20 protein-coding genes are annotated in these 20,949 nt (G+C 39.1%); 9 read left to right on the plus strand and 11 right to left on the minus strand.

Annotation, left to right across the window (positions count from 1 at the left end; all coding sequences use genetic code 11):
* Positions 1-29 precede the first annotated feature (29 nt).
* The 5 genes from AAEU28_RS00075 (at position 30) to AAEU28_RS00095 (ending at position 7,009) form a co-directional block, all read left to right on the plus strand.
* Complete coding sequence (locus tag AAEU28_RS00075; protein WP_421962422.1) at positions 30-2,831, plus strand: TonB-dependent receptor; 2,802 nt, start codon at positions 30-32, stop codon at positions 2,829-2,831.
* Between the two features lie 90 nt (positions 2,832-2,921).
* Positions 2,922-4,250, plus strand: a complete 1,329-nt coding sequence (locus tag AAEU28_RS00080) for a DUF5690 family protein (RefSeq protein ID WP_421962423.1) — start codon at positions 2,922-2,924, stop codon at positions 4,248-4,250.
* Positions 4,251-4,267: 17 nt separating this feature from the next.
* Positions 4,268-5,077 (plus strand): phosphonoacetaldehyde hydrolase, encoded by an 810-nt coding sequence (gene phnX / locus AAEU28_RS00085; protein ID WP_421962424.1) that lies wholly within the window; start codon positions 4,268-4,270, stop codon positions 5,075-5,077.
* Positions 5,077-6,480 (plus strand): FAD-dependent oxidoreductase, encoded by a 1,404-nt coding sequence (locus tag AAEU28_RS00090; RefSeq protein WP_421962425.1) that lies wholly within the window; start codon positions 5,077-5,079, stop codon positions 6,478-6,480. Before phnX ends, AAEU28_RS00090 begins: the two co-directional genes overlap by 1 nt.
* A gap of 130 nt (positions 6,481-6,610) precedes the next feature.
* Complete coding sequence (locus AAEU28_RS00095; protein ID WP_421962426.1) at positions 6,611-7,009, plus strand: hypothetical protein; 399 nt, start codon at positions 6,611-6,613, stop codon at positions 7,007-7,009.
* Here AAEU28_RS00095 and AAEU28_RS00100 read toward each other — a convergent pair.
* Entirely contained in the window at positions 7,006-8,016 is a 1,011-nt protein-coding gene (locus AAEU28_RS00100; protein WP_421962427.1) for a substrate-binding domain-containing protein, read from the minus strand. The two genes, AAEU28_RS00095 and AAEU28_RS00100, sit on opposite strands and share 4 nt — an antisense overlap.
* Positions 8,017-8,274: 258 nt before the next feature.
* Between AAEU28_RS00100 and AAEU28_RS00105 the strand changes: the two genes are divergently transcribed.
* On the plus strand, positions 8,275-8,967 hold the full coding sequence (locus AAEU28_RS00105) for a UTRA domain-containing protein (RefSeq protein ID WP_421962428.1): 693 nt from the start codon (positions 8,275-8,277) through the stop codon (positions 8,965-8,967).
* Positions 8,968-9,110: 143 nt separating this feature from the next.
* Here the strand turns inward: AAEU28_RS00105 and phnW are convergent, their stop codons facing one another.
* Positions 9,111-10,205, minus strand: coding sequence for a 2-aminoethylphosphonate--pyruvate transaminase (gene phnW / locus AAEU28_RS00110; RefSeq protein ID WP_421962429.1), 1,095 nt, complete (start codon positions 10,203-10,205; stop codon positions 9,111-9,113).
* Positions 10,206-10,375: 170 nt separating this feature from the next.
* Here phnW and AAEU28_RS00115 point away from each other — a divergent pair, with 170 nt between their 5' ends.
* Positions 10,376-11,116, plus strand: coding sequence for a hypothetical protein (locus AAEU28_RS00115; RefSeq protein ID WP_421962430.1), 741 nt, complete (start codon positions 10,376-10,378; stop codon positions 11,114-11,116).
* Here the strand turns inward: AAEU28_RS00115 and AAEU28_RS00120 are convergent.
* Positions 11,113-11,472 (minus strand): hypothetical protein, encoded by a 360-nt coding sequence (locus AAEU28_RS00120; RefSeq protein ID WP_421962431.1) that lies wholly within the window; start codon positions 11,470-11,472, stop codon positions 11,113-11,115. The genes AAEU28_RS00115 and AAEU28_RS00120 overlap by 4 nt on opposite strands.
* 94 nt (positions 11,473-11,566) lie before the next feature.
* Complete coding sequence (locus tag AAEU28_RS00125) at positions 11,567-12,670, minus strand: EAL domain-containing protein (protein ID WP_421962432.1); 1,104 nt, start codon at positions 12,668-12,670, stop codon at positions 11,567-11,569.
* Positions 12,671-13,121: 451 nt separating this feature from the next.
* Here AAEU28_RS00125 and AAEU28_RS00130 point away from each other — a divergent pair, with 451 nt between their 5' ends.
* Both AAEU28_RS00130 and AAEU28_RS00135 read left to right on the plus strand, forming a co-directional pair.
* Positions 13,122-14,165 (plus strand): flavin reductase family protein, encoded by a 1,044-nt coding sequence (locus AAEU28_RS00130; protein ID WP_421962433.1) that lies wholly within the window; start codon positions 13,122-13,124, stop codon positions 14,163-14,165.
* On the plus strand, positions 14,162-15,214 hold the full coding sequence (locus AAEU28_RS00135; RefSeq protein ID WP_421962434.1) for a fatty acid desaturase family protein: 1,053 nt from the start codon (positions 14,162-14,164) through the stop codon (positions 15,212-15,214). Before AAEU28_RS00130 ends, AAEU28_RS00135 begins: the two co-directional genes overlap by 4 nt.
* A gap of 45 nt (positions 15,215-15,259) precedes the next feature.
* Here AAEU28_RS00135 and AAEU28_RS00140 read toward each other — a convergent pair whose 3' ends face one another.
* The 7 genes from AAEU28_RS00140 to AAEU28_RS00170 all read right to left on the minus strand — a co-directional run bounded on the left by AAEU28_RS00140 (position 15,260) and on the right by AAEU28_RS00170 (position 20,695).
* Complete coding sequence (locus AAEU28_RS00140) at positions 15,260-15,514, minus strand: pirin-like C-terminal cupin domain-containing protein (protein WP_421962435.1); 255 nt, start codon at positions 15,512-15,514, stop codon at positions 15,260-15,262.
* Between the two features lie 298 nt (positions 15,515-15,812).
* Positions 15,813-16,142, minus strand: coding sequence for a DMT family transporter (locus AAEU28_RS00145; protein ID WP_421962436.1), 330 nt, complete (start codon positions 16,140-16,142; stop codon positions 15,813-15,815).
* 63 nt (positions 16,143-16,205) lie between these two features.
* On the minus strand, positions 16,206-17,057 hold the full coding sequence (locus tag AAEU28_RS00150; protein WP_421962437.1) for a DMT family transporter: 852 nt from the start codon (positions 17,055-17,057) through the stop codon (positions 16,206-16,208).
* Positions 17,058-17,171: 114 nt separating this feature from the next.
* Positions 17,172-17,600, minus strand: coding sequence for a hypothetical protein (locus tag AAEU28_RS00155; RefSeq protein ID WP_421962438.1), 429 nt, complete (start codon positions 17,598-17,600; stop codon positions 17,172-17,174).
* Positions 17,601-17,730: 130 nt separating this feature from the next.
* Entirely contained in the window at positions 17,731-18,237 is a 507-nt protein-coding gene (locus AAEU28_RS00160) for a GNAT family N-acetyltransferase (RefSeq protein ID WP_421962439.1), read from the minus strand.
* On the minus strand, positions 18,234-18,551 hold the full coding sequence (locus AAEU28_RS00165) for a heavy metal-binding domain-containing protein (RefSeq protein WP_421962440.1): 318 nt from the start codon (positions 18,549-18,551) through the stop codon (positions 18,234-18,236). The genes AAEU28_RS00160 and AAEU28_RS00165 overlap by 4 nt, the downstream gene beginning before the upstream one ends.
* A 191-nt stretch (positions 18,552-18,742) precedes the next feature.
* Complete coding sequence (locus AAEU28_RS00170) at positions 18,743-20,695, minus strand: methyl-accepting chemotaxis protein (RefSeq protein WP_421962441.1); 1,953 nt, start codon at positions 20,693-20,695, stop codon at positions 18,743-18,745.
* Positions 20,696-20,949 lie beyond the last annotated feature (254 nt).

Below are 20,949 nucleotides of genomic sequence, written 5' to 3' on the forward strand. Positions count from 1 at the left end.
ATTTAAACCCAAAATTAGAGATAAATGTAATGAAAAAACTATCCTATGTAGCAGCTGCAATATTGCTGGCTCAAAGCGCACATTCTTTTGCATCAAATGGCAAACTTGTTGGTTCAGTAAAAGATCTGCATAGTCATTTGTCAGGTGTAATGATCACCGTGAAGGGGCAAAAAGCAACGGCGGTAACAGATTATCGCGGTCGATTTGAATTGCCGAATGTGAAAAGTGGCGAATATACACTTTTAGTGAGCTACATAGGATATGACAGCGCGGAAGTAAAAGTAAAAGTACTAGACTCTGAAATTACTTTACTCGAACCAATCACCTTAAACTCGCAACAACAAATAGAAGAGGTTGTGAGTGTGGGTCAAATTTTTCGGGGCGAAATGGCAGCTGCCAACAATCAAAAAAATGCCTCGAATATTATCAGTGTTATAGCCGCTGACGGTATCGGAAAGTTACCTGACAGAAATGCAGCAGAAGCGGTGCAACGTATTCCTGGTGTATCAATTGAACGTGATCAAGGGGAAGGGCGCTTTGTAGCAGTTCGTGGCTTACCATCGCAATGGAGCTCGGCAAGTATCAACGGCAATCGGCTTCCAACTGCAGAAGAAGAAACAACCAGTAGGGCAACGGCATTTGATTTTTTCCCGAGCGAGTTAATTGAGTTTGTTGAAGTATCTAAAGCCATCACCCCAGATATGGAAGGCGATGCAATTGGTGGCAGCGTTAATTTCATAACTAAAAAATCGGCGGATGACTTTGTGTTTAAAACAAACTTTGCATTAGGTCAGAACGAGCTAGCAGAGGGGACAAATTACTCGGCAAATGTGGTTTATGGAGACCGCTTACTTGATGACAAACTCGGTTTTATTGTCAATGCCACGGCTTGGAAGCGAGATTGGGCAACCGATAATTACGAACCAAGACGTCGAGGTGAAAGCGAAAGCTTCGGTATTTATCGACTAGAGCTGAGAGATTACACAGGAACCCGCGAAACATATGGTTTAAATGGTTCTATTGAATACGACTTGGAGAATGGCAGTATCAGTGCAAGTGCATTATATGGCACCTTGATTGATGATGAAACGCACTACAAACATCGACTTCGTTTTGATAAAGACAGAGTAGAACTGCAGCATATTCGCAATGAACTAATTACAGAAATGAATGGCTTAGAGTTCGCGGGTGTCCACAATATTGGCTTTGACAAAACCATAAACTGGCAGTTAGCGAGCTATGAAAATGAGTTCAAATATGGTGATAAACCAAATGGTAAAGATAACAGCTATTTTGTTATGCGTTTTGACCAGAAAAACGTTGGTTATGTTGGTTTGCAAGAAGCGCAAAATGGAAAAAACTACGCGTATAACTTAGTTGATGGGGGCGCAGATCCTTGGAATGCTATCAGTAACCATTTTGCAAATGGTTTCGCACTGGATGCAACTCAAGCAGGCTTGTCTTGGGTTGAGCTCTATAAAGTGTATGTTAAGGAAAAGGACAGACTGGTTGCTAACCTTGATTTTGAATGGCAAAGAGATTCAGACCTAACCTATCAATTCGGTGCTAAGTACAGAGATAAAGTACGTTATGCGGATTTTTCGGATGAGTTTTACGAGTGGAATAGTGATGAATTCGGTACAGCGCCAACACTTGCTGATTTTACACTTGTTGATCAACCCGGTCGAAGCGATTACCTATCAGAAGCTAATTTCAATTACCAAGCACAGTTTTCTCAAGTGGCCACAACTGAAGATGCAATGGCATTTTGGAATACAAACCGCGAGAAATTTAGATTGGTTGATGGTGAATCAGCACTCATCAGCAATGGTGGCGCACTCGGTCGAAATTTTGATGTAGACGAAACCCATACTTCACTCTACGGTATGGCAACGTATCAAATGAGCGCGCAGTTAGAAATACTCGCAGGACTCCGACTGACGCAAACTAAGACCAGTGTATCCGGCTACACCTACTTAGCTGACCAACAACAAACTGTAGAAACTATGCAGAGTAATGAATATCTTTCTGTGCTGCCAGCATTACATCTTACCTATCGTGCTGATGAGTCAACGAATTATCGTGTTGCATTAACAAGAAGCTTTGCTCGACCAGACTTTGGCTCATTGACTCCTGGGGCAACTTATCTAGAAGCAGACAACAAGCTTGATTCAGGTAACCCTGCGCTAGAGCCAACTTATTCTAACAACTTAGATTTAATGTTAGAGCACTACTTTGACAGAGTAGGTTTAGTGTCTGCAGGTGTGTTTTATAAAGACATTCAAGATCCAATTTTCGAAAAACGTTCGATTGGCAATTACAACGGCCGTGATGGCGTTAATATTGTTCGCCCAGAAAATGGCGACAGCGCGTGGCTTGCAGGAATAGAGTTTGCGTTTAATCGTGACCTTGGTTTCATTTCTCCACAGTTAGAAAACTTTGGTGTTATGACTAATGCTACATTTATGGACTCAGAAATGACCATTCCTGAGCGGGTAGGCAAGGTAGCAATTCCAAGACAAGCAAAAGAATTATATAACTTTACCCTTTATTACGATGACACAAAATTTGCAGCTCGTATCGCTTTGAATCATAAAGGTGCTTATATCGAAGAGCATGGCAAATCAGCACAAAGCGACAGTTATTATGGCGCAAATACCAGTGTTGATTTTACCACTTCTTATCAAATCAACGAACAAGCTTTGATTTATCTAGAGCTTAATAATCTCACCAATGAAGCACTTGAATACTACATGGGCGAAAAGGGCCGACCGCTGCAAGTTGAGTACTACGGTATGCGCGCAATGGTTGGCTTTAACTACCAATTTTAACGGTAACTTCAACGCCTAGTTTTAGTTTCTTTTATTTTTAAGCTGTTTTACGAGGTCAGAAACTGGCCTCTTAATTCTCAAGGTTTACTTATGAACTCTTTATCGCTTTGGCAAGTGCCGCCAAAATGGTTAAGGCCAACTCAAGGGCTCGCTTTTGTCGCATTTGCTGCCTGTAGTGCGTTTATGACGTATTTCTGTATGTATGCATTTCGAAAGCCCTTTTCGGTTAATAGTTATACTGAGCTGGATCAAGACAACTGGCTCGTGAGTTTCAAAATAGCTTTGATTTTATCGCAAGTATTTGGCTACTTAGTGGCTAAATTTATCGGTGTAAAAGTCATTGCTGAGATGCAGCATGCAAACCGAGCAAAAACCATTCTATGGATGATAGTGAGTGCCGAACTTGCCTTGATCTTATTTGCTATCTCACCTTCACCACTCAATGTGATTTGGTTATTTTTTAATGGCTTATCGCTTGGCATGATCTGGGGTCTGGTTTTTAGTTATCTAGAAGGACGTAAAACCACCGAGTTACTTGGTGCAGTGTTAAGTGTGACATTTATTCTTGCGTCGGGCTTAGTTCGTACTGTGGGGAAATGGCTTATGGTTGAAATACAGGTATCGGAAATGTGGATGCCTGCAGTAACCGGCGCCATTTTCTTACCTCTTTTGGTTATCTCTGTGTTGTGTTTGAACAGTTTACCGGCGCCTACAGAATCAGACGAGCAAGCCAGACAAAAAAGAGCCCCAATGAACGGCGCGCAAAGGTGGGCATTTTTCAAAGAGTACGGGGTTGGCATAACCTTACTGGTATTAAGCTTTTTACTCTTCACTGGGTTTCGAGATTTTCGAGATAACTTTTCTTCAGAAATTTGGCACGCACTTGGGTATGGACAAGAGCCTGCAATTTTTGCTTATGCAGGCGTTCGAATAGCTTTAATTGTCTTAATTGCGTTAGCGGCTTTGGTATTGATTAAAAATAACCGTATCGCATTTTTTGCCAATCACGGTTTTATATTACTGGGCACGGCTTTATTGGCAATAAGCACATGGGCGTTCGAGCAGAGTTTGCTGGATGCTAAAGCGTGGATGGTGCTGCTTGGCGCAGGACTTTACATCAGTTACATCCCCTATAATTGCTTTTTATTTGACCGAATGATCTCAGCAGTTGGTTCAACGGCTAACGCAGGTTTTTTACTTTATCTCGCCGATTCAGCAGGTTATGTCGGCTCAGTTGGCATTTTACTGTACAAAACTTTTGCATCACCAGAATTAAGCTGGTTGAACTTTTTTATTATGGCTTGTTACTGGGTAGCGGCTATTGCCAGTGTGCTGGTGGTGAGCTCTTTACTGTATTTCAGTTTCAAACTTAAACCTTTTAAGCCTGGTTACTCTCTACAACCAGCACATCAAAACTAACGAACAGGAACATCAAAATGAAACATATTGAAGCGCTAATTTTAGATTGGGCGGGCACCGTCGTGGATTATGGCTCAATCGCACCCACGAGTATTTTTGTTGAGGCTTTTAAGCAAGGCTTTGATTTTGAGATTAGTCTTGAAGAAGCTCGTGGCCCAATGGGAATGGGGAAGTGGGACCATATTCATACATTGTTAAATACAGGTTCAATTCGAGAGCGTTGGCAAAATCAATTCGGTCGTTTACCTAATAAAGAAGATGTCGACCACATTTACAATACATTTATGCCTTTACAGCAGGCTAAGGTAGCTGATCGTGCTGCACCAATCGAAGGTGTTCTACCTGTGATACATCGATTGCAATCTGATAACGTCAAAATAGGCAGTTGCTCAGGGTATCCAAAACCTGTGATGGATGTCTTGGTGCCTGCTGCGGCAGAATATGGTTATAAACCAGATTGTGTGGTTGCAAGTGATGAGTGCGAAGCTGGCTCTCGTCCTGGGCCTTGGATGGCATTAGAAAATGTGCAAAGACTGGGTATTTCTCGAGTAAGTGCCTGCGTAAAGGTAGATGATTCAATACATGGTATTAGTGAAGGGTTAAATGCAGGGATGTGGACAGTAGGCATAGCCGTTACAGGTAATGCCATTGGCTTGAGCGAGCAGGAATGGGCAAATGAGAGTGAAGCAACACTGGCGTCGCTTACTCGAAAAGCTTATGCGCAATTGGCTTCGGCGGGTGCCCATTATGTTATTGATTCGCTAGCTGATATTGAGCCGATTTTACATGCGATAGAAGCCAGAATAGCAAGAGGAGAAAGACCTTAATGCGATATGTGCCTTTTTGGTTCGATGAGGCGATAACTGAGGCAGATGAAAAATCTGCCTCACACTTGACTCATGATATAACCACAGATGTATGTATTATTGGTGGTGGTTTTACAGGGCTTTGGACAGCAATTAATCTGAAGCTTACAAAGCCCGAGCTTGATGTTGTGATTATCGAAAAGGACTTGTGCGGACAAGGTGCCTCAGGCAGAAATGGCGGTGCTATGCTCACTTGGTCTACAAAGTTTGGTAGCTTAATTAAGCAAGTTGGTTTAGAGCGGGCGATTAATTTGGTTAAAGCCTCTGAACAAGCAGTACATGAGATTAAAGCGTTCACTGAAAAATATGCCATTGACTGTGATTGTCGAGTCGATGGTACGTTTTATACGGCATCGAACGCCTCACAGCAAAATGCCTTTAAACCTGTGCTCGATTTACTTGCTACACATCAACTCAATGCTTGGCAAAGTGTTACACAAGATAAGCTTAAAATGACAGGCTCTAAAGCGAATTTATCTTCAATATTTTCACCTCATGCAGGCAGTGTTCAGCCTGCCAAATTAGTCCGAGGTTTATTTAGAGTGGCCAAGCAACTTGGAGTGAAAATATATGAACGGACCAAGTATATTCACTATCAGGGCGATGAAACTTTGAATATAAAAACCGACCGAGGCATGATCAAAGCCAATAAAATGGTGTTTGCAGTGAATGCTTGGCTCCCTAAACTTGAGCCACAATTTGCGCGTTCTGTGGTGTTAGTTTCAAGTGATATGGTTATCAGCAAAGCCAACCCAGAAGCCATTAAAGCAATGAGGCTGGATCATGGTGCTCCGATTATAGATAGCCGAATTTTCGTAAATTATTATCGAACCACGACATCTGGTAGACTAATGCTTGGCAAAGGCGGCAACTATTTTAGCTATGCAAATCATGTGTCAAAGAGGTTTGAACAGCCAAGTAGATATTTAGAAATGATGAAGCATTACTGGCACTATTTTTTTAATCATAGCGGCTTAGAAATCGAGAGAAGTTGGACAGGACCGTCTGATAGAAGTGTCAGTGGACTGCCTTTTTTTGGGCAATTAAAAACTCAGAAGAACATTTATTATGGCAGCGGATACTCAGGTAATGGCGTTGTGCAGAGCTACCTTGGCGGTAACATTTTGGCGAGTTTAATTCTGAACAAAGCAGATAAGTGGCGAGATTGTGGCTTAGTTAATCAACCTATTGCACAGTTTCCTGTTGAGCCTGTTAGAACCATAGGGGCATACATGGTGCGAAATGCTATTCGTCGAAAGGAATATGCCGAAGATTTGAATAAACAAGTGGCACCTTGGGACAATTATCTAAGTAAACTCAGTGGTTCAGCCGCTAAAGTGGATACTTCATTGAACAAGCGATAATACAAAGGGTTTTCATCAAGTGGTAGAACCTTGCATTTATAAATATGTACTTGTACCTTATTAGGTAAATTAAGAGAGGATTCATATATCATTGGTTATAAACACCATTTGATTTGAGGTGCATTAGGATATGTATAAATACGTTATTTCAATATTATTGCTGGTTGCGTGCTTTAGTTTAGCTGCAAATAATGATGTCTTGTCTTTGGATAGAGTTGATGTCAGCCAAGTTAAATTTGCTTTTGAAAACGACGCTAATGTGTATCCAGACGAGAGTGAATTTGCCATTGACCATTTTGTGTTAATGAGTAATGACAATGGAGAGCGTTGGGGAATTTTAACCATTACTAATCAATCGAGCGGCCGCAGAGAGTTACAAGCAAAACACATCATGGCGTTGTTCGCAGACGGTTCAAGGTATTCCCCCATAAACTTCAAACAGCCATTTAGTGGCAATGAAACACAGTCTATTACTTTGAGTTTTGGTGAAAATAAATTTCCAATTTTGTCGGTTTACACGAGAAATTAATAATTTACTGTACAGGTCTCAAAATTAGATTTATCGCACAAGTGATAATCTAAATAGTATTTGTCTAGTTCAGGTTTTGCGCCCTGCGTGAGGTAGTTGTACATTAGCTCGGCGCTTTTCCTGCCCATCTCGAATGGCTTTTGTCCTAAATTTACTGTCGAGAGGCCGTGCTTGAGCGCATCAAGTTGAATTTGCTCTGTGTCAGCTGAGATCATCACAAAGTTACCGTCGGCTATTTTATCCTTTGCTGCTTTCATCGTCTCTATATAGTCAGGGTTAAACTGAGCAAACCCTGCCACAGCCAAGAATATTGGCGGATTTTTTAGAGAAGAAAACCGCTTTACTTGTTCCAACGAAGCATGTCTTTTCCCCATGGTATAAAGCGGGCAGCGAGGGTGCTCTACCCAACCACTGTCACCAGACAGACGCTTTTTACTTTGACCAGATAAGGCATGACGCACCCCTGCAAGGCGGGCGTTCAGGTTTGGGGTAGTTTGATGCCCCGACTGTAGACAAATGCTTTGTTTTTCAGCTGTTTTGTATTTTATTGCCAACTTACCTAGGGCGACACCAAAATCAAAATTATTCGTGCCTATGTAAGCAAGCCTGTATTGTTGATGTTTGGACAATAAGTCAGAGTCGAATGTGATAACTGGAATATTTTTCTTTTTTAAGTTTTTGAGGGCATGCGTCACTAAATATTCAGAGTCAGTGGTTGAGACTAAAAAAGCATCGACACTTTGCTCAGCCAATTCACTAATCACTAAAGATTGAGTTCTTACATCTTGATAATCATCAGCGCCATCATAGATGCATTTTAGATTATTAACCTTGCTGGCGAAATTTAGGCATCCTTTAAAAGATTGCTCGTAAAATGAATCATTTTTGGTTTTACCTATCACTGCAATTGTGAATTGCTCGTTTGCATAAGCTGGGTTCAAAGTGCAACAAAATAAACTGAAAACACAGATAGGTAGGTAAATAAATTGACGAAAAGAAAATTTCATTAATCAGACTTCAATGATGTAAAAATGACGATACTGAAACAATTATACATAATAAAATCACTAAACCATTAAGGTACAAAATATTTATTTATGTAAGTTAATATTTCTGAATTGTTTCACGTTAAGATATCAGTTTAATTATTACAACTTAGACAACAAATTCGCTTTGTTCAAATTATCACTAGATTCTGTTTGTCATAAAACTGCAGTAAGCTAGCGCTGTTCAGTCAATTAAATAGTTAGTTAAATAAGTTGCTTATGTTGTTGTATCAAATCATCAGAAATCATATTCAAAATCTGGTCAATGAAGGGCGTTTAAAAGCCGGTTCTAAACTTCCTTCGGAGCGCAGTTTGCAAGAGCAGTTTAACTCTACAAGGATCACAGTGAGAGAAGCACTAGCCAGGTTAGAATCTGAAGGCGTGATCTACAGTCAAAAACGCAGAGGCTGGTTTGTTACCCCTGAAAAGTTAAAATGGCATCCAGCACGCAAAGTGAATTTTAACGCTTTATCTGAATCTCAAGGATTTACGCCCTCTACCAAAGTCATCGAGCTGGTGGCCCCCTCCAATGAGCACAGCATTGCATTTACTCACTTTGATGATAAGCCAATTTACAAATTGACCCGAACTAGATATTTAGATGGCAGAGGTGTACTAGTTGAAGAAATTCACTGTCTTGCTGCGCGTTTCACCCATCTCGAAAAACAAATTTTAAATGGCTCAATTACAGATGTTATGAAACAACATTATCAGGTTGATATTTCTCATGAGCAGTGCAATATCAGTGTCACGGTGCTCCCTGATTATGCGGCTGAATTGCTTGAAAAAAATAGCGGTACGCCTTGCTTAAAAGTGCAAAGGGCGCGTTATGATAACGAAGATAGCTTGGTCGACTTTAACATTGAATTCTGGCTACATGATTGTATTGAAATGGTAGTGGAAGGGTGTTGATGACCCACTTAAATTTTACACAGAACTTCTGAGCCCATACCGATTAGAAATTCGGATGATAAAAAAAGCAAAAGCGACTGGTCAGTTATACATAGGCTTTTGCTTTACTTTCCGGGAAATTTTTCATTTAAAGATAGTAAAAACTACCAGTATTTCGCTTCATTAACGGCGTATAATAAGCCTTCTATGTCTTTTTGATACACTTCACCAATATTGCCTATTCTAAAGCAGTCAGCGTCTGACACTTTTCCTGGATAGATAACAAAGCCAAGCGACTTTAGCTTTTCATAAAATTGTTTAAAGTCATATTCAGGTTCGTTTGGCGAATAAAACGAGGTAATTATTGGTGAATGCAACGGATCGGGCAAAAGTGTCTCAAAGCCAAGATCTCTCATTCCACTGATAAGTAAAGACTGGTTTGATTTATAACGGCTATACCTTGCATCAATCCCCCCTTCTTGTTCAAGTTCAATCAATGCTTGTGAAAATGCTCTCACTACGTGTGTAGGTGAAGTAAAGCGCCATTTACCATTATTCTGTTCCATAGTTTGCCATTGATCATACAGATCTAAAGATAGAGAGTGGGCATTGCCTTTGCACTGTGAAATTAATGCGTGTTTGCAGATCACAAAGCCAAAGCCAGGAACCCCTTGAATGCACTTATTCGAAGAGCTAATTAAAACATCAACACCTAGCTTTATCATATCGATGGGTATTCCACCAAAACTACTCATTGCATCTAAAATAAACGTTTTATTGTAATGGTTCACAAGCTCTGCCACTGCTTCTAGTGGGTTAAGCATGCCAGTCGTCGTTTCGCAATGAACCATGGCAACATGACTGATGTGAGGGTTATCTTTAAGCGTTTGCTCAATTTGACCAACGTCAGGATAGTGCGTCTCTGCAAAATCTAAACTAATGACGTTGAGGTTGAGATAGTCTGAGATTTGTTTAATACGCGCACCATAAGCGCCATTATTTATAACAAGTAAAGTGTCTTTTTTTGAGATAAAAGTGCCCAGGGCCGCTTCAACAGAAGCTGTGCCACTGCCTTGCATTAAAGTGGCAGTTAATAGTTCAGTGCTACCGGCAAGAGAACATAGCTGGGTTCTAATTTTTTCTACAATCCCAATGTTGTAATCGTCATCCCAAGTGCACCAATCTTGTAACATGGCTTCTTTCACTGTTTTTGATGTGCTGAGTGGGCCGGGGGTCAGTAATAAATAGTTATTTTTCATAAAAACTCCATCTGGTCTATACCAGCAATTAAAACATATGTTTTATGATGTTTTGATGATGTAAATGTGACAGTTTGCGATGCATTGAGTTAGATGAAAGGATTAAAAATAACTGTTCATTGTGAAATATAAGGCTAAAATTACGGTAATTGTCAAAGTTTAAAAATCATATGTTTCAACGTTTTTTGTATTTAATCTGTTTGACTGCTTGCGTAACTGCTCAGGCAACAACGCTCAAGTTTTGCTATGAGAGTAAAGAGCTTTTGCCTCATTATCGTGGTGAAGGTGTCTTAACACCTAGTGAAAAACCAGGCGCCGCAATCGAGATTATGCAAAAACTTGATGAAATGCTCTCCAATATACAAATTGAGTTTGTTCGTGAGCCATGGAAACGTTGTTTAAACGATTTAAAGCTTGGTAAAGTTGATGCCTTGATTGCAAGGCACTCAGTCAGCAGAGAGGCGTTTGCAAAGTACCCTAAAACTATAAACAATGAGCTCGATAATGAGCGAGCAATTTCAAGCACTGCAACTTGTTTTATCCATAAAAAAAATGTGCCCTTAAAATGGAATGGTCATGAATTATTAGTAGACATGCCACAAGGTATCTCTGTGCCAAGAGGCTATTCGCTTGTTGAAGATTTGAAGAAAAAAGGTTTTCAAATCTACGAAACCGTGTCGGTTAAGCAAGCCCACGAGTTACTTTTTAATGGTCGAGTAGGTATTTCACTGAGTGACTGCCAACATAAAAACCTGCCCATAAATTTTGTTGAAAATAGAATTCCTATCGTAGAAAATTATGGTTATTTAGTTTTCAGTCACCAGTTTTACTCGCTATATCCAAATCTATCTGAACAATTGTGGAACCAGCTAATGAAAATAGATGACAAAGTTTTCTATGATAAATACTAAAAATATCTCAATTGATCTTGTCTCACCAAGTGTGCAAGTTTACAAATAGTGATGTATTCGCTGTCATCTAAGATAACTGGCGATTCTTCTATAATTTGAAACTTAAAACTTTTTCTATTTTTATTGCATTCAATCCAAAATTCTTGTGTGCCATCATCATAAATGAATATGGTCTGTTTGTTGGTAACATTGATTTTTTCTATGTGGTTGTCGACCATATACTTTATTGATGCGTGAATAAAATCAACGCTCTTTAAGAATTTTTGAGGGTCTTTGCTATATAGCTGTTTTTGATGCTCGTCTAGCGAGTTTTCTGGGGGAATTGGTAGATTTAAAGTTTCTTTTTCTAAGTACATGTATCGCTCCAAATAGAGTCAATATGTACGATTGAAAGGAGTGAATGGATTGCTAATTATAAAATTTTAGCAATCCAATTTTTAAACATGTGTATTACTTAATTCCTCGTAAAATATTGTCTATTTCTTTGGATCTTTCATCACTGACATTAGATTCAAACAAAGCTGGTTTTTGTAGTAAAAAGCCTTGATAAAAGTCTGTGTTGTAAGACTTTAAAATCTCAAATTCGCCTTGGGTCTCGATTCCTTCCGCGATCACTTTGATGTTGTTGTCTTTTGCTATATGAACTAAATGTTTAACTATGGTTTGTTTGTAAGGTTCTGTATCTAAATCTCTTACTAAATCCATATCAATTTTTACATAATCAGGGCGGTATTTGTGCAGCATATTTAGCCCTGACCAGCCTGAGCCTATGTCATCTAGTGCAACACCGAATCCTGCATTTCTGTAAAAATTAAGTATGCCACGCATTACAGACTCGTCTTGAACACTATGAGTTTCGGTAATTTCAAACACTACGTCTTCGGGTTTTATGCCTAAAGCATTAATTGCTGAAGCGGTCGCTCGTAGGCAATATGAGGGGTCATAGATGCTTGATGGGTCAAAGTTTATAAAGAGTTTGCCATTTAATTGTGATTTACTGAAATGAGACACCGCTGAGCGTCTAGCAACTAAATCAACAGAGAATAACAGATCTGAGCTTTCAGCTAATTTAAAGACATGCGCAGGTGGCACTATGTTGTCAAATTCATCTTTGATCCTAAAAAGCCCCTCGAAGGCAAAAGGCTTTATCTCGTTATTCTCAAGTTTAAAAATCGGTTGAAAGTGCGTTTCATACTTTTCGTCATCAATAGATTGTGAGATCCACGTACTGTTGAAACGGTTGATAAGCACATCTGCCGTGACGATTTTCCCCATGTCACTAATTGAAAGTTCACTACCATCTGTCGTCGTTATTTTCGTGCAGGCCAGTTCAGAAGGTTCAAATTCACCATACAAACCAAAAAGAAAGCGTTTTATTTGCGCATGTTTAATGGCAATTGCAAGGCATTTTTCATCTTTTTGTACTGCTTGGTAATGATTTTGTCCGCAAAACACAATGGCTTTGTTGATGCTTTCTATTGTAGGGAAAAATATCCAAAAACATGTTTCGCTGTAAAAATAATTTTCTATCTTTTCGCAATCTGCACAGTACATCAGGTGTCTCCTTTAAGAATAACCTTAAAACCTTACGGTCTGATAATGAGTTTAGATCCATATAAAAGTTTTACTGTTCAAATTACAAAAAACAAATTTATTCCTTTAGAGTTATTAACCTGATCTTTGGATAATAAATCTATCTCCAGAGGCTACCTTCAACGTTAACTGCGTTGAATTTACTTGCAATAGACCAGCTATTGACGCGTAAATTCGCCTTGCCTACATGGATGTAGGTACCTTGGCGATAGCAGGACGCGTGAGCGGTGTTATCACTAAAAGTCTCCGGCTGCAGACTTGAAAAATCACTTACCATTTTCAGTATTAATACGTTAGTAAATCTCTTAACCAAAGCTCAGGTTAAATATTCAAAAAAATTTGCATTTAGAAAATTTGAGCTTACACTTGTGCGCTCAATGGGTGTACACGTGTAAGCTAAAATGGTTTGGACATGCAAAATATCTCACGATTTATTTCAAACAATTTATTTCATCACAGAGACTTATCAGGTTATTTCGAACCTGTGATACAAGTATTTAAGCCTGCTTGGAGAAGCGGATTTTTTCGGGCACAGGTTAAAGGTATTCGAGTGCTTAGCGAAAATGCACTTAAAATAACCTTAAAACCAGAGGGAAAATGGCCAATACATACAGCCGGCCAGCACATTTCTCTGACAATAGAGCAACATGGTCGGTTGGTTTCTCGGGTATTCACCATCGCGTCTGGCGCGAAAAAATTAAAAGAAACGGGCTTGATTGATCTGGTGATCCGCACTCACGATAAGGGGAGTTTCACTCCATACCTTGGAAAGTTAGCATTGAATTGCTGGGTTAATATTTCAAATCCCATAGGTGAATTCATATTTGATCAGCAAAGCAATCATACGACTTTTTTAGCTGGCGGCTCTGGTATTACCCCATTCATAGCAATGTTGGATGACCTACAGGCAAATACTCAGAATCACATTCATTTGTTGTATTACGCAAAGCCTAATGCGCATTTAATGGTGGAAGTTTTAGAGAAGTATTTAACTAGACTTCCTAATTTTAGTTTTGAACTACTTAATCGTAGTGAACACGGCGCGTTTACAAAGTATGTTTCAGTAGAACACACCGACGAGTTCTTCGTTTGTGGACCAGAAGAAATGTTCTTTGAAGCTGAGGAGTTTTGTAAGTCACGTCAAATACCCATCAGAGCAGAGCACTTTCAAGCAATTAAGCCAACTAAATCCTTAAATGAAGCTGCAAGATTCACAGTAAAACTCAATCATGGTGACTTAGAAGTCAGCAACCAAGATTCTTTATTAAGTGAATTTCAATCACAAAATAAGCCTGTGATATATGGCTGTGGTATGGGCATTTGCCATCAATGTCAGTGTTTGAAAAAGAAAGGTATTGTTCGAGATATGCGTGATGGCCGCTTATCAGATAACAGCGAAGAGTTGATCCAATTGTGTGTAACTCAAGCAGTGACAGATTTGGAGTTAGAGCTATGAAACAAGTGAATTTTGACCAGTTAGCCTTGCAACTTGATGAAGTAAAACAACAAGTAAAAGCAAAAGTCGGACAAGAAGATGCGAATTACATTCGTAAAGTTATTGTCTGGCAGAGAGTGTTTGAGTGGAGCGGCAGAATTTTACTGATGTTGGGATTCTGGCAGCCATTACTTTGGGTCGTGGGGGTCTTAAGTCTTGCAGTCGGCAAGATCTTAGACAACATGGAAATTGGTCATAACGTGATGCATGGCCAATATGACTGGATGAACGATAAGTTCATTAATTCTCGTGCCTATGAATGGGATATTGCCTGTGATGGCAGCAGTTGGAATAGGGTTCATAACTACGAACATCATACTTATACCAATATTATCGGCAAAGACAGAGATTTTGGTTATGGCCTTTTGAGGTTATCGAATGACTTCAGGTGGCGTGTGAAAAACCTTTGGCAGTTTATTACTTATGTTTTGTTGAGCGTGCTTTTTCAGTGGGGGGTGTCATATCATGAGATGGCAGCAGAGCGAGTTTTCTTTGGTAAAAAGAAAGACAACCGAGATAACAAAGTATCACACGCAGAGCTAAAAAAACGCTTCTTTAGCAAAGGGGCTAGGCAACTGGTTAAAGATTATGTCATTTTTCCACTTCTAGCAGGACCGCTCTTTCTATGGGTTTTTTGTGGCAACTTAATTGCAAACTTATTAAGAAATTTATGGACTTCAACCATTATCTTTTGCGGTCATTTTACGGAGCATGTTCATACTTTCACAGAAGAAGAGTGTAAAAACGAAAGCAAAGGGCAGTGGTATTATCGTCAAGCTTTAGGTTCATCTAATCTCAAGGGTCGCACATGGTTTCACATTTTAACAGGGCATTTAAGCTTTCAGATTGAACACCATTTGTTTCCAGACTTACCGGCGAAGCGTTACCCAGAAATAGCCCCGAAAGTACAAAAAATCTTTCAGCAGCATGGTATTCATTACAATACGGGCGGATTTTGGCGCCAATACGGCTCAGTCTTAAAACGTATTATTCGATATTCATTCCCTTAGAAAAGTGTCTCCCTCAGTTAAAATTTGGCTGAGGGAGGTTTATCCTTAATACTCTACTCGCTCTAGGTTATCAGATGGGATCTTTGGGAATTTACCATCTATCCAGTTTTGCTTTGCTTGTTCTATTTTTTCTTTACTAAACGATACAAAGTTCCAATGAATATAAGGCACATGCTGCCATTTTTCTCCACCCAGTAAAATAACGCGGCTGTTATTAGAAAACTTAATTGTCGTTTCTGTGTCTTCTAATAATACAAGCTCATAGGGCGAGATAGTCTCTTCGTTGACAGTGACTTTCAACCTCTTGACCAGCTCCCCAGTTTTGTAAAATGTGTCTGCCTTCTAGCAAAACCCCAAAACCGACTAATAATATTGCAATACCTTCTTCGTCTTCTTTGATCTCATGGAGGTGTTCGAGAGTATGGTCTGATAGCAGCAACTGCAATTCATGAAACATTAGCATGGCAATAATGGTCGAAACCACAAGACTGATGAGAAGTAAAAATTGTCTATGAGCGAGGAGTTTAGGTATAAACATAACTTGTCCATTGTATTAATTTTTATTGAGATATTAATTCAACAATGTGGAGACAATATGTTAGTGAGACACTGATTTTGAAAAGATGTTGATGACAATCACTCCGGCAATAATCAGTGTCATGCCGACTAATGCAGCAAAGTCAGGGATCTGCTTAAATAACAAAGCACTTAATGCTGTAATTAAAACAATACCTGCGCCAGACCAAATAGCATAAGCAATTCCTACCGACACATCTTTTACAACTAAAGAGAGACAATAAAAGGCAATAGAGTAGGCAATAATGCAAAGTGTACTAGAAGGCAAATGAGTAAAACCATCAGATGATTTTAGCGCTAGTGTGCCAATAACCTCAGATACAATCGCAATACTTAAATAAAACCAAGCCATGTAAAGTCCAATAATAAAAAGTTGAATTTTACTATTTATTGAATGGTTTTTATAACAAATAACTTAATCTGGCGATTTATTATTTGATTTGGTGAACGAGACTAAAAAAACACCTCCTAAAATGAGGAGAGAAGCTATCACAAGACGGGTTGTAAATGGCTCTGACAGAAACAAAAAGCCGCCAATAGCAGCGATAACAGGCACTAAGAGCTGAGAGGCGGCTGCTTGAATACCAGTTAATAGTGGCAAAGCCTTATACCAAATTATATAACCGATACCTGATGTGACAACGCCAGATACGATTGCAGAGATAAGACCTTTAGTTGTGATAATGCTGAAGTCAACGAATGGCAGTGCTATAAGTGCTAATGGTAGAGTTCTGATGAAATTCATAGAAGTCTCGGCACTTGGTTGCTTTACTCCTTTACCTGCAAGTGTATATAAACCCCACGCGACCCCAGACAACGACATAAGAACAAAGCCAATGAGAGAGGGGGTTGTTAACGTTGGAAATACCAGATAAATAAACCCGATAAGTGCAGTCAACAAGCCTATCAATGCAAGCGATGAGAAGCGCTCTCCTGATAACTTAGAAATAGTTAACATGCACAGTTGAACTGAACCAAAAAGTATTAATGCACCGGTGCCAGTATCTAAAGTGAGATAGGCAAAAGAAAAACAAATTGCATAGATAAACAACATAATTGATGACCACCAACTACCATAATTCAGAGGTGATTTATCAGTACGTTTATTAAAGAAAACCAAAAAATATAAGAATATAGCTGCAGAAATTAACCGTATTACTGTGAAGCCAGCAGCATCAATTTGTTTTTCGCCTAATGCAATTCTGCACAATATAGAGTTTCCTGCGAATGCGATAAGCGCAATAAATGTCAGAACACTTGATTTCAATATTCAGGCCTTTTTTCTCATATCCGAGCAGAATAAGACAGTTAATGGATTAAGTTTATTTCGTGGTTTTGAGATTTTTTGAAAAATTATGAATACTGCTGTACTTGGTACTCATTAAGAAATAAAAGTAACCGTTGCTGGTAATCCATTCTTCAAGTGAGATTTCAAATCTTCAAACTGCTCAGGTGGAAATTCAAATGCCGGCACAACACCGGGTTTTATTTGATTATAAGGCAATGAGAAAAAACTGGTTTCTCCACAAGTATCTAGCGCAACCTTTCGGATCTGATCCACAGGTACGCTGTCAGACCCAATATATAATACGTTGTCGTTAAAAGTCAGGTGATTAATTGGATCTTTTACGATCTGTTGCTTTTGATTTTTCATTAAACTGTTTCCTGATTTAAATAAAACCGGTAGCAAAGTCAGATTTGAGATGGCTGTAAGAGTGAGTAATTCAAAATCGATAAGCCCGGCAGTTGTTATCAGGAGGTAGCAAGCAATAGAGCCCAGCCAGAATAAGGTATATTTATCTATTTTCATCTAATTATCCTTTTAATGGTTGTGAGTGTGTAAGTGTCTGCAAGTGCATCATTTTATTTTATAAAATTTTTACACTGTCTGTTAGTTTCAGTAATGCACGCTGACTTAGTCTTGAATTAAATAAATCAATCTAGATTTTCAACTTTACGAACAAGTGGTTATCGTAAAATGTACCACCTTTAAATATCGCACTTTTCAAAACTGCTTCTTGGTGGAATCCGGATTTAAGCAACACTTTCTTTGAAGGCATATTTGGTTCAAATACGGCTGCAAAAATTCTGACAATAGGCGTCGTTCTAAAAACTTCGGTAGTTATTAACTCGATAGCTTGAGACATAATGCCTTTTCCCCAATACGCATTATCTAACCAATAACCTAATTCGCCCGCGCGCTGGTATTCAAACTCACCAGGGTTAACGCCTATACAGCCAACAAATTTACCTTGATAGCAAATCGCTTTTACAAAACCTTGTTTACTTCCCTCATCGATCCACCAAATGGCATCTTCTTCTTTGTAAGGGGAAGGTATTTTGCTAGATAAATAGCGAGTTACATCAGGGTGATTTAACACTGATATCAATTGAGTTTTGTCAGAAATTACAAAATCTCTTAGAGTAATGTCTTGCTGATTATTCATGGTTTAAGTTTAACTGCTGTACCAAAAACCATAATTTCAGAAGAACCATCCATAATGGTACTGGTTGTAAATCTAATACCAACGATGGCGTCTGCGCCTTTGTCAGCGGCACTTTGCACTAAACGCTCAATAGCAATGTCTCGCGCTTCACTTAGCATTTCTGTGTAGCCACGGATCTCTCCGCCGACAATGCCTTTTAAGCCAGCCATGATGTCACGGCCAATGTGTTTTGCTTGAACAACGTTGCCGGTTACAACACCAACGATACTTTCTATTTCTTTTCCTGGAATGGTTTCAGTGGTCGAAAAAATCATAAATCTCCAAAAATCTGATACTTAGTTTTTGAAATAAAAACACTTATCTCAATGATTGTAAATAATCTTCTTATATAGAGATGGTTGATTAACCTTAGAAAGCTTATAAAGGATTTAACTGGATAGAAAAGGTGATACAAAATTGTAAATAACAATAAGGTGAAGCTACTATTTAGCTTCACCTTGAAGAGTCAGTTTATATCAAAGCGACCTACGAGCCTGTTAAGGCTATTTGCAAGTTCTACTAATTGAGTTGCACCAGTAGAGAGGTTATCAGCAGCTTCGCCTACATGTTGGGCTGAGTCATTAACCCCAGAAATAGTATGCTTGGTCTCACTTGCTGTATCACCTTGTTGTTTAGCTTGCTCAGCAATTTGCGCAATAAAGTTTTGTACCAAACGAACAGATTCAGCGATTTCATCAAAACTTTGATGTGCTTGTTCCGAGCATTCAATGGCCTGCTCTGAGTCAGCAACACTAGATGTCATTTGTTGTGAAACACTTCGCGTTTGATCAATTAATTCGGTTAGTACTTTTTCAATATCTTGCGTCGCATCATGAGAGCGTTGTGCCAGTGTTCTTACTTCGTCGGCAACAACCGCAAAGCCTCGACCTTGTTCTCCTGCACGGGCAGCTTCAATAGCGGCATTGAGTGCTAATAAGTTAGTCTGTTCCGCGATATTTCTGATTACTTCTAGAATATTGGTGATGTTATTTGATTGCTTCTCAAGGTCACTCATAGCGCCGGCTGATTCGCCCAAAGAACCATGAAGTTGTGCAACTTGTGAAACAGTCTGCTTAATTAAATCATTACCATTTTGAGCATGAGAATCAGTCGTTTCAATGGCATTCAAAGCATCACCACAGTTTTGACTAATGGTTATGGCCATGCTTTCAACTGACTCGGTTGTATGTGTTGCTTGCTGCGCTTGGTCTAGTTGCGTTTGGCAGCGTTCTCGAATCTCACTGATGCGTGATTTTGAGCTTTGAGCTTCGTCGTTTAATGTGGCAGCGTTGTTTTGAATGTCTTTAACCAACTCATTTATTGAGTTTAAGAATTGGTTGAACCATGAGGCCAGTTCGCTGATTTCATCATTACCTATGACTTTAAGGCGTTTCGACAAATTACCTTCGCCTTGTGCTATTTCTTTTAAGCCTTCAGATACCATTTCGATTGGGTAAACAATTTTATTTGCTAACACCACTGCAATAATGACAAAGACGATTAGCATGACAACAGCAATCACACTAATACTGTAAGACATGTTGTAGGCAGAAGACAGAATTTCGTCTTCATCAATGATGGCGACAAACGTCCAATTCAATGCATCTGAATGATACAACTGAGCAACCATTGTTTTATTGCTTGATTCGATATTGATCAAAGGCTGATTTATATTCGCTTTGATCGCATTGAAAATAGGTGAGTTTAACTTGTTGATTGATTTGAAGTTGTTATCAGGATTTTTAGGATCTGCTAGGACTGTACCTTGGCCATCTAATAACATTAAATACCCTGTTTCACCTAAACGAATGTTGCTCACAATATCAGTGAGTGTAGATAAGGTAACATCTAACGACTGTACACCTATCGTTTGCCCTGACTTTTTAATTGCCGTTGCTACACTCACCATAGCCTGTCCTGTTACACCTTGATATGGCTCAGTTACAATGACTTCACTTGGATTTTGCGTAACTTGTTTGTACCAAGGGCGTTTACGAGGGTCGTAATTTCCTAAGGGTTCGGCAGGATATTGAATAAACCCACCGTATTGGGTGCCTAAGTAAACAAACAGAAGCTCCTCATGGGTTTGACCGAAAGATTCAAACAATTCAAAAATTTCAGCTTCTTCTTTTCCTGCTGAACGCGGATCCATCATTTTCTCAGCATCAAAGTAAGTAGAGGTGTTTTTTGAAACAGAAGTAACAGTGCTACTTTGCGCTAAAAATCGCGCATTATTTTTCATTTGATCAAAAAATAAATTGAAGGTGTTTTCTACCTGTCGTATCTCACTGTTTGAGCTATCGATAAAGCGCTCTAAAGATTCGGTTTTGGTTTGTGAAATGCTTACAATTGAAATTGCTAAGATAGGGACAATCACGGTTAATACAAAGCTGGCTATCAGCTTTTGGCGCATTCTCATAAATATCACCTCCCGGGTTATTATTTTTATTGTAGATGATTAATTAAGATACTGTGGCATTGAGCTCAATTTGGCAATAGTTAACACTTGATAAACTGATACATTAGTATTTTTTAAATGATTTAGGTATGTATTGAAACTACTGATGAGCAGTAGATATGAATTTTTCGCTGACCTGTCTACAGCTATACACTTTATGCTCTCATTATCAAAACAAGCTAATCTTAAATACGCTTTAATTAATTTATTCAGAA

The sequence above is a fragment of the Pseudoalteromonas sp. SS15 genome, assembly GCF_049257195.1.
GTDB lineage: Bacteria > Pseudomonadota > Gammaproteobacteria > Enterobacterales > Alteromonadaceae > Pseudoalteromonas.

Bases quoted from the DNA above. Each gene is read 5' to 3' on its own strand.
- AAEU28_RS00155 (WP_421962438.1), bottom strand. From the start codon at position 17,600: ATGAAAATAGATAAATATACCTTATTCTGGCTGGGCTCTATTGCTTGC.
- AAEU28_RS00170 (WP_421962441.1), bottom strand. From the start codon at position 20,695: ATGAGAATGCGCCAAAAGCTGATAGCCAGCTTTGTATTAACCGTGATT.
- AAEU28_RS00090 (WP_421962425.1), top strand. From the start codon at position 5,077: ATGCGATATGTGCCTTTTTGGTTCGATGAGGCGATAACTGAGGCAGAT.
- AAEU28_RS00080 (WP_421962423.1), top strand. From the start codon at position 2,922: ATGAACTCTTTATCGCTTTGGCAAGTGCCGCCAAAATGGTTAAGGCCA.
- AAEU28_RS00075 (WP_421962422.1), top strand. From the start codon at position 30: ATGAAAAAACTATCCTATGTAGCAGCTGCAATATTGCTGGCTCAAAGC.
- AAEU28_RS00135 (WP_421962434.1), top strand. From the start codon at position 14,162: ATGAAACAAGTGAATTTTGACCAGTTAGCCTTGCAACTTGATGAAGTA.
- AAEU28_RS00105 (WP_421962428.1), top strand. From the start codon at position 8,275: ATGTTGTTGTATCAAATCATCAGAAATCATATTCAAAATCTGGTCAAT.
- phnX (WP_421962424.1), top strand. From the start codon at position 4,268: ATGAAACATATTGAAGCGCTAATTTTAGATTGGGCGGGCACCGTCGTG.
- AAEU28_RS00125 (WP_421962432.1), bottom strand. From the start codon at position 12,670: ATGTACTGTGCAGATTGCGAAAAGATAGAAAATTATTTTTACAGCGAA.
- AAEU28_RS00100 (WP_421962427.1), bottom strand. From the start codon at position 8,016: ATGAAATTTTCTTTTCGTCAATTTATTTACCTACCTATCTGTGTTTTC.
- AAEU28_RS00095 (WP_421962426.1), top strand. From the start codon at position 6,611: ATGTATAAATACGTTATTTCAATATTATTGCTGGTTGCGTGCTTTAGT.
- AAEU28_RS00130 (WP_421962433.1), top strand. From the start codon at position 13,122: ATGCAAAATATCTCACGATTTATTTCAAACAATTTATTTCATCACAGA.
- AAEU28_RS00160 (WP_421962439.1), bottom strand. From the start codon at position 18,237: ATGAATAATCAGCAAGACATTACTCTAAGAGATTTTGTAATTTCTGAC.
- AAEU28_RS00145 (WP_421962436.1), bottom strand. From the start codon at position 16,142: ATGGCTTGGTTTTATTTAAGTATTGCGATTGTATCTGAGGTTATTGGC.
- phnW (WP_421962429.1), bottom strand. From the start codon at position 10,205: ATGAAAAATAACTATTTATTACTGACCCCCGGCCCACTCAGCACATCA.
- AAEU28_RS00165 (WP_421962440.1), bottom strand. From the start codon at position 18,551: ATGATTTTTTCGACCACTGAAACCATTCCAGGAAAAGAAATAGAAAGT.
- AAEU28_RS00120 (WP_421962431.1), bottom strand. From the start codon at position 11,472: ATGTACTTAGAAAAAGAAACTTTAAATCTACCAATTCCCCCAGAAAAC.
- AAEU28_RS00115 (WP_421962430.1), top strand. From the start codon at position 10,376: ATGTTTCAACGTTTTTTGTATTTAATCTGTTTGACTGCTTGCGTAACT.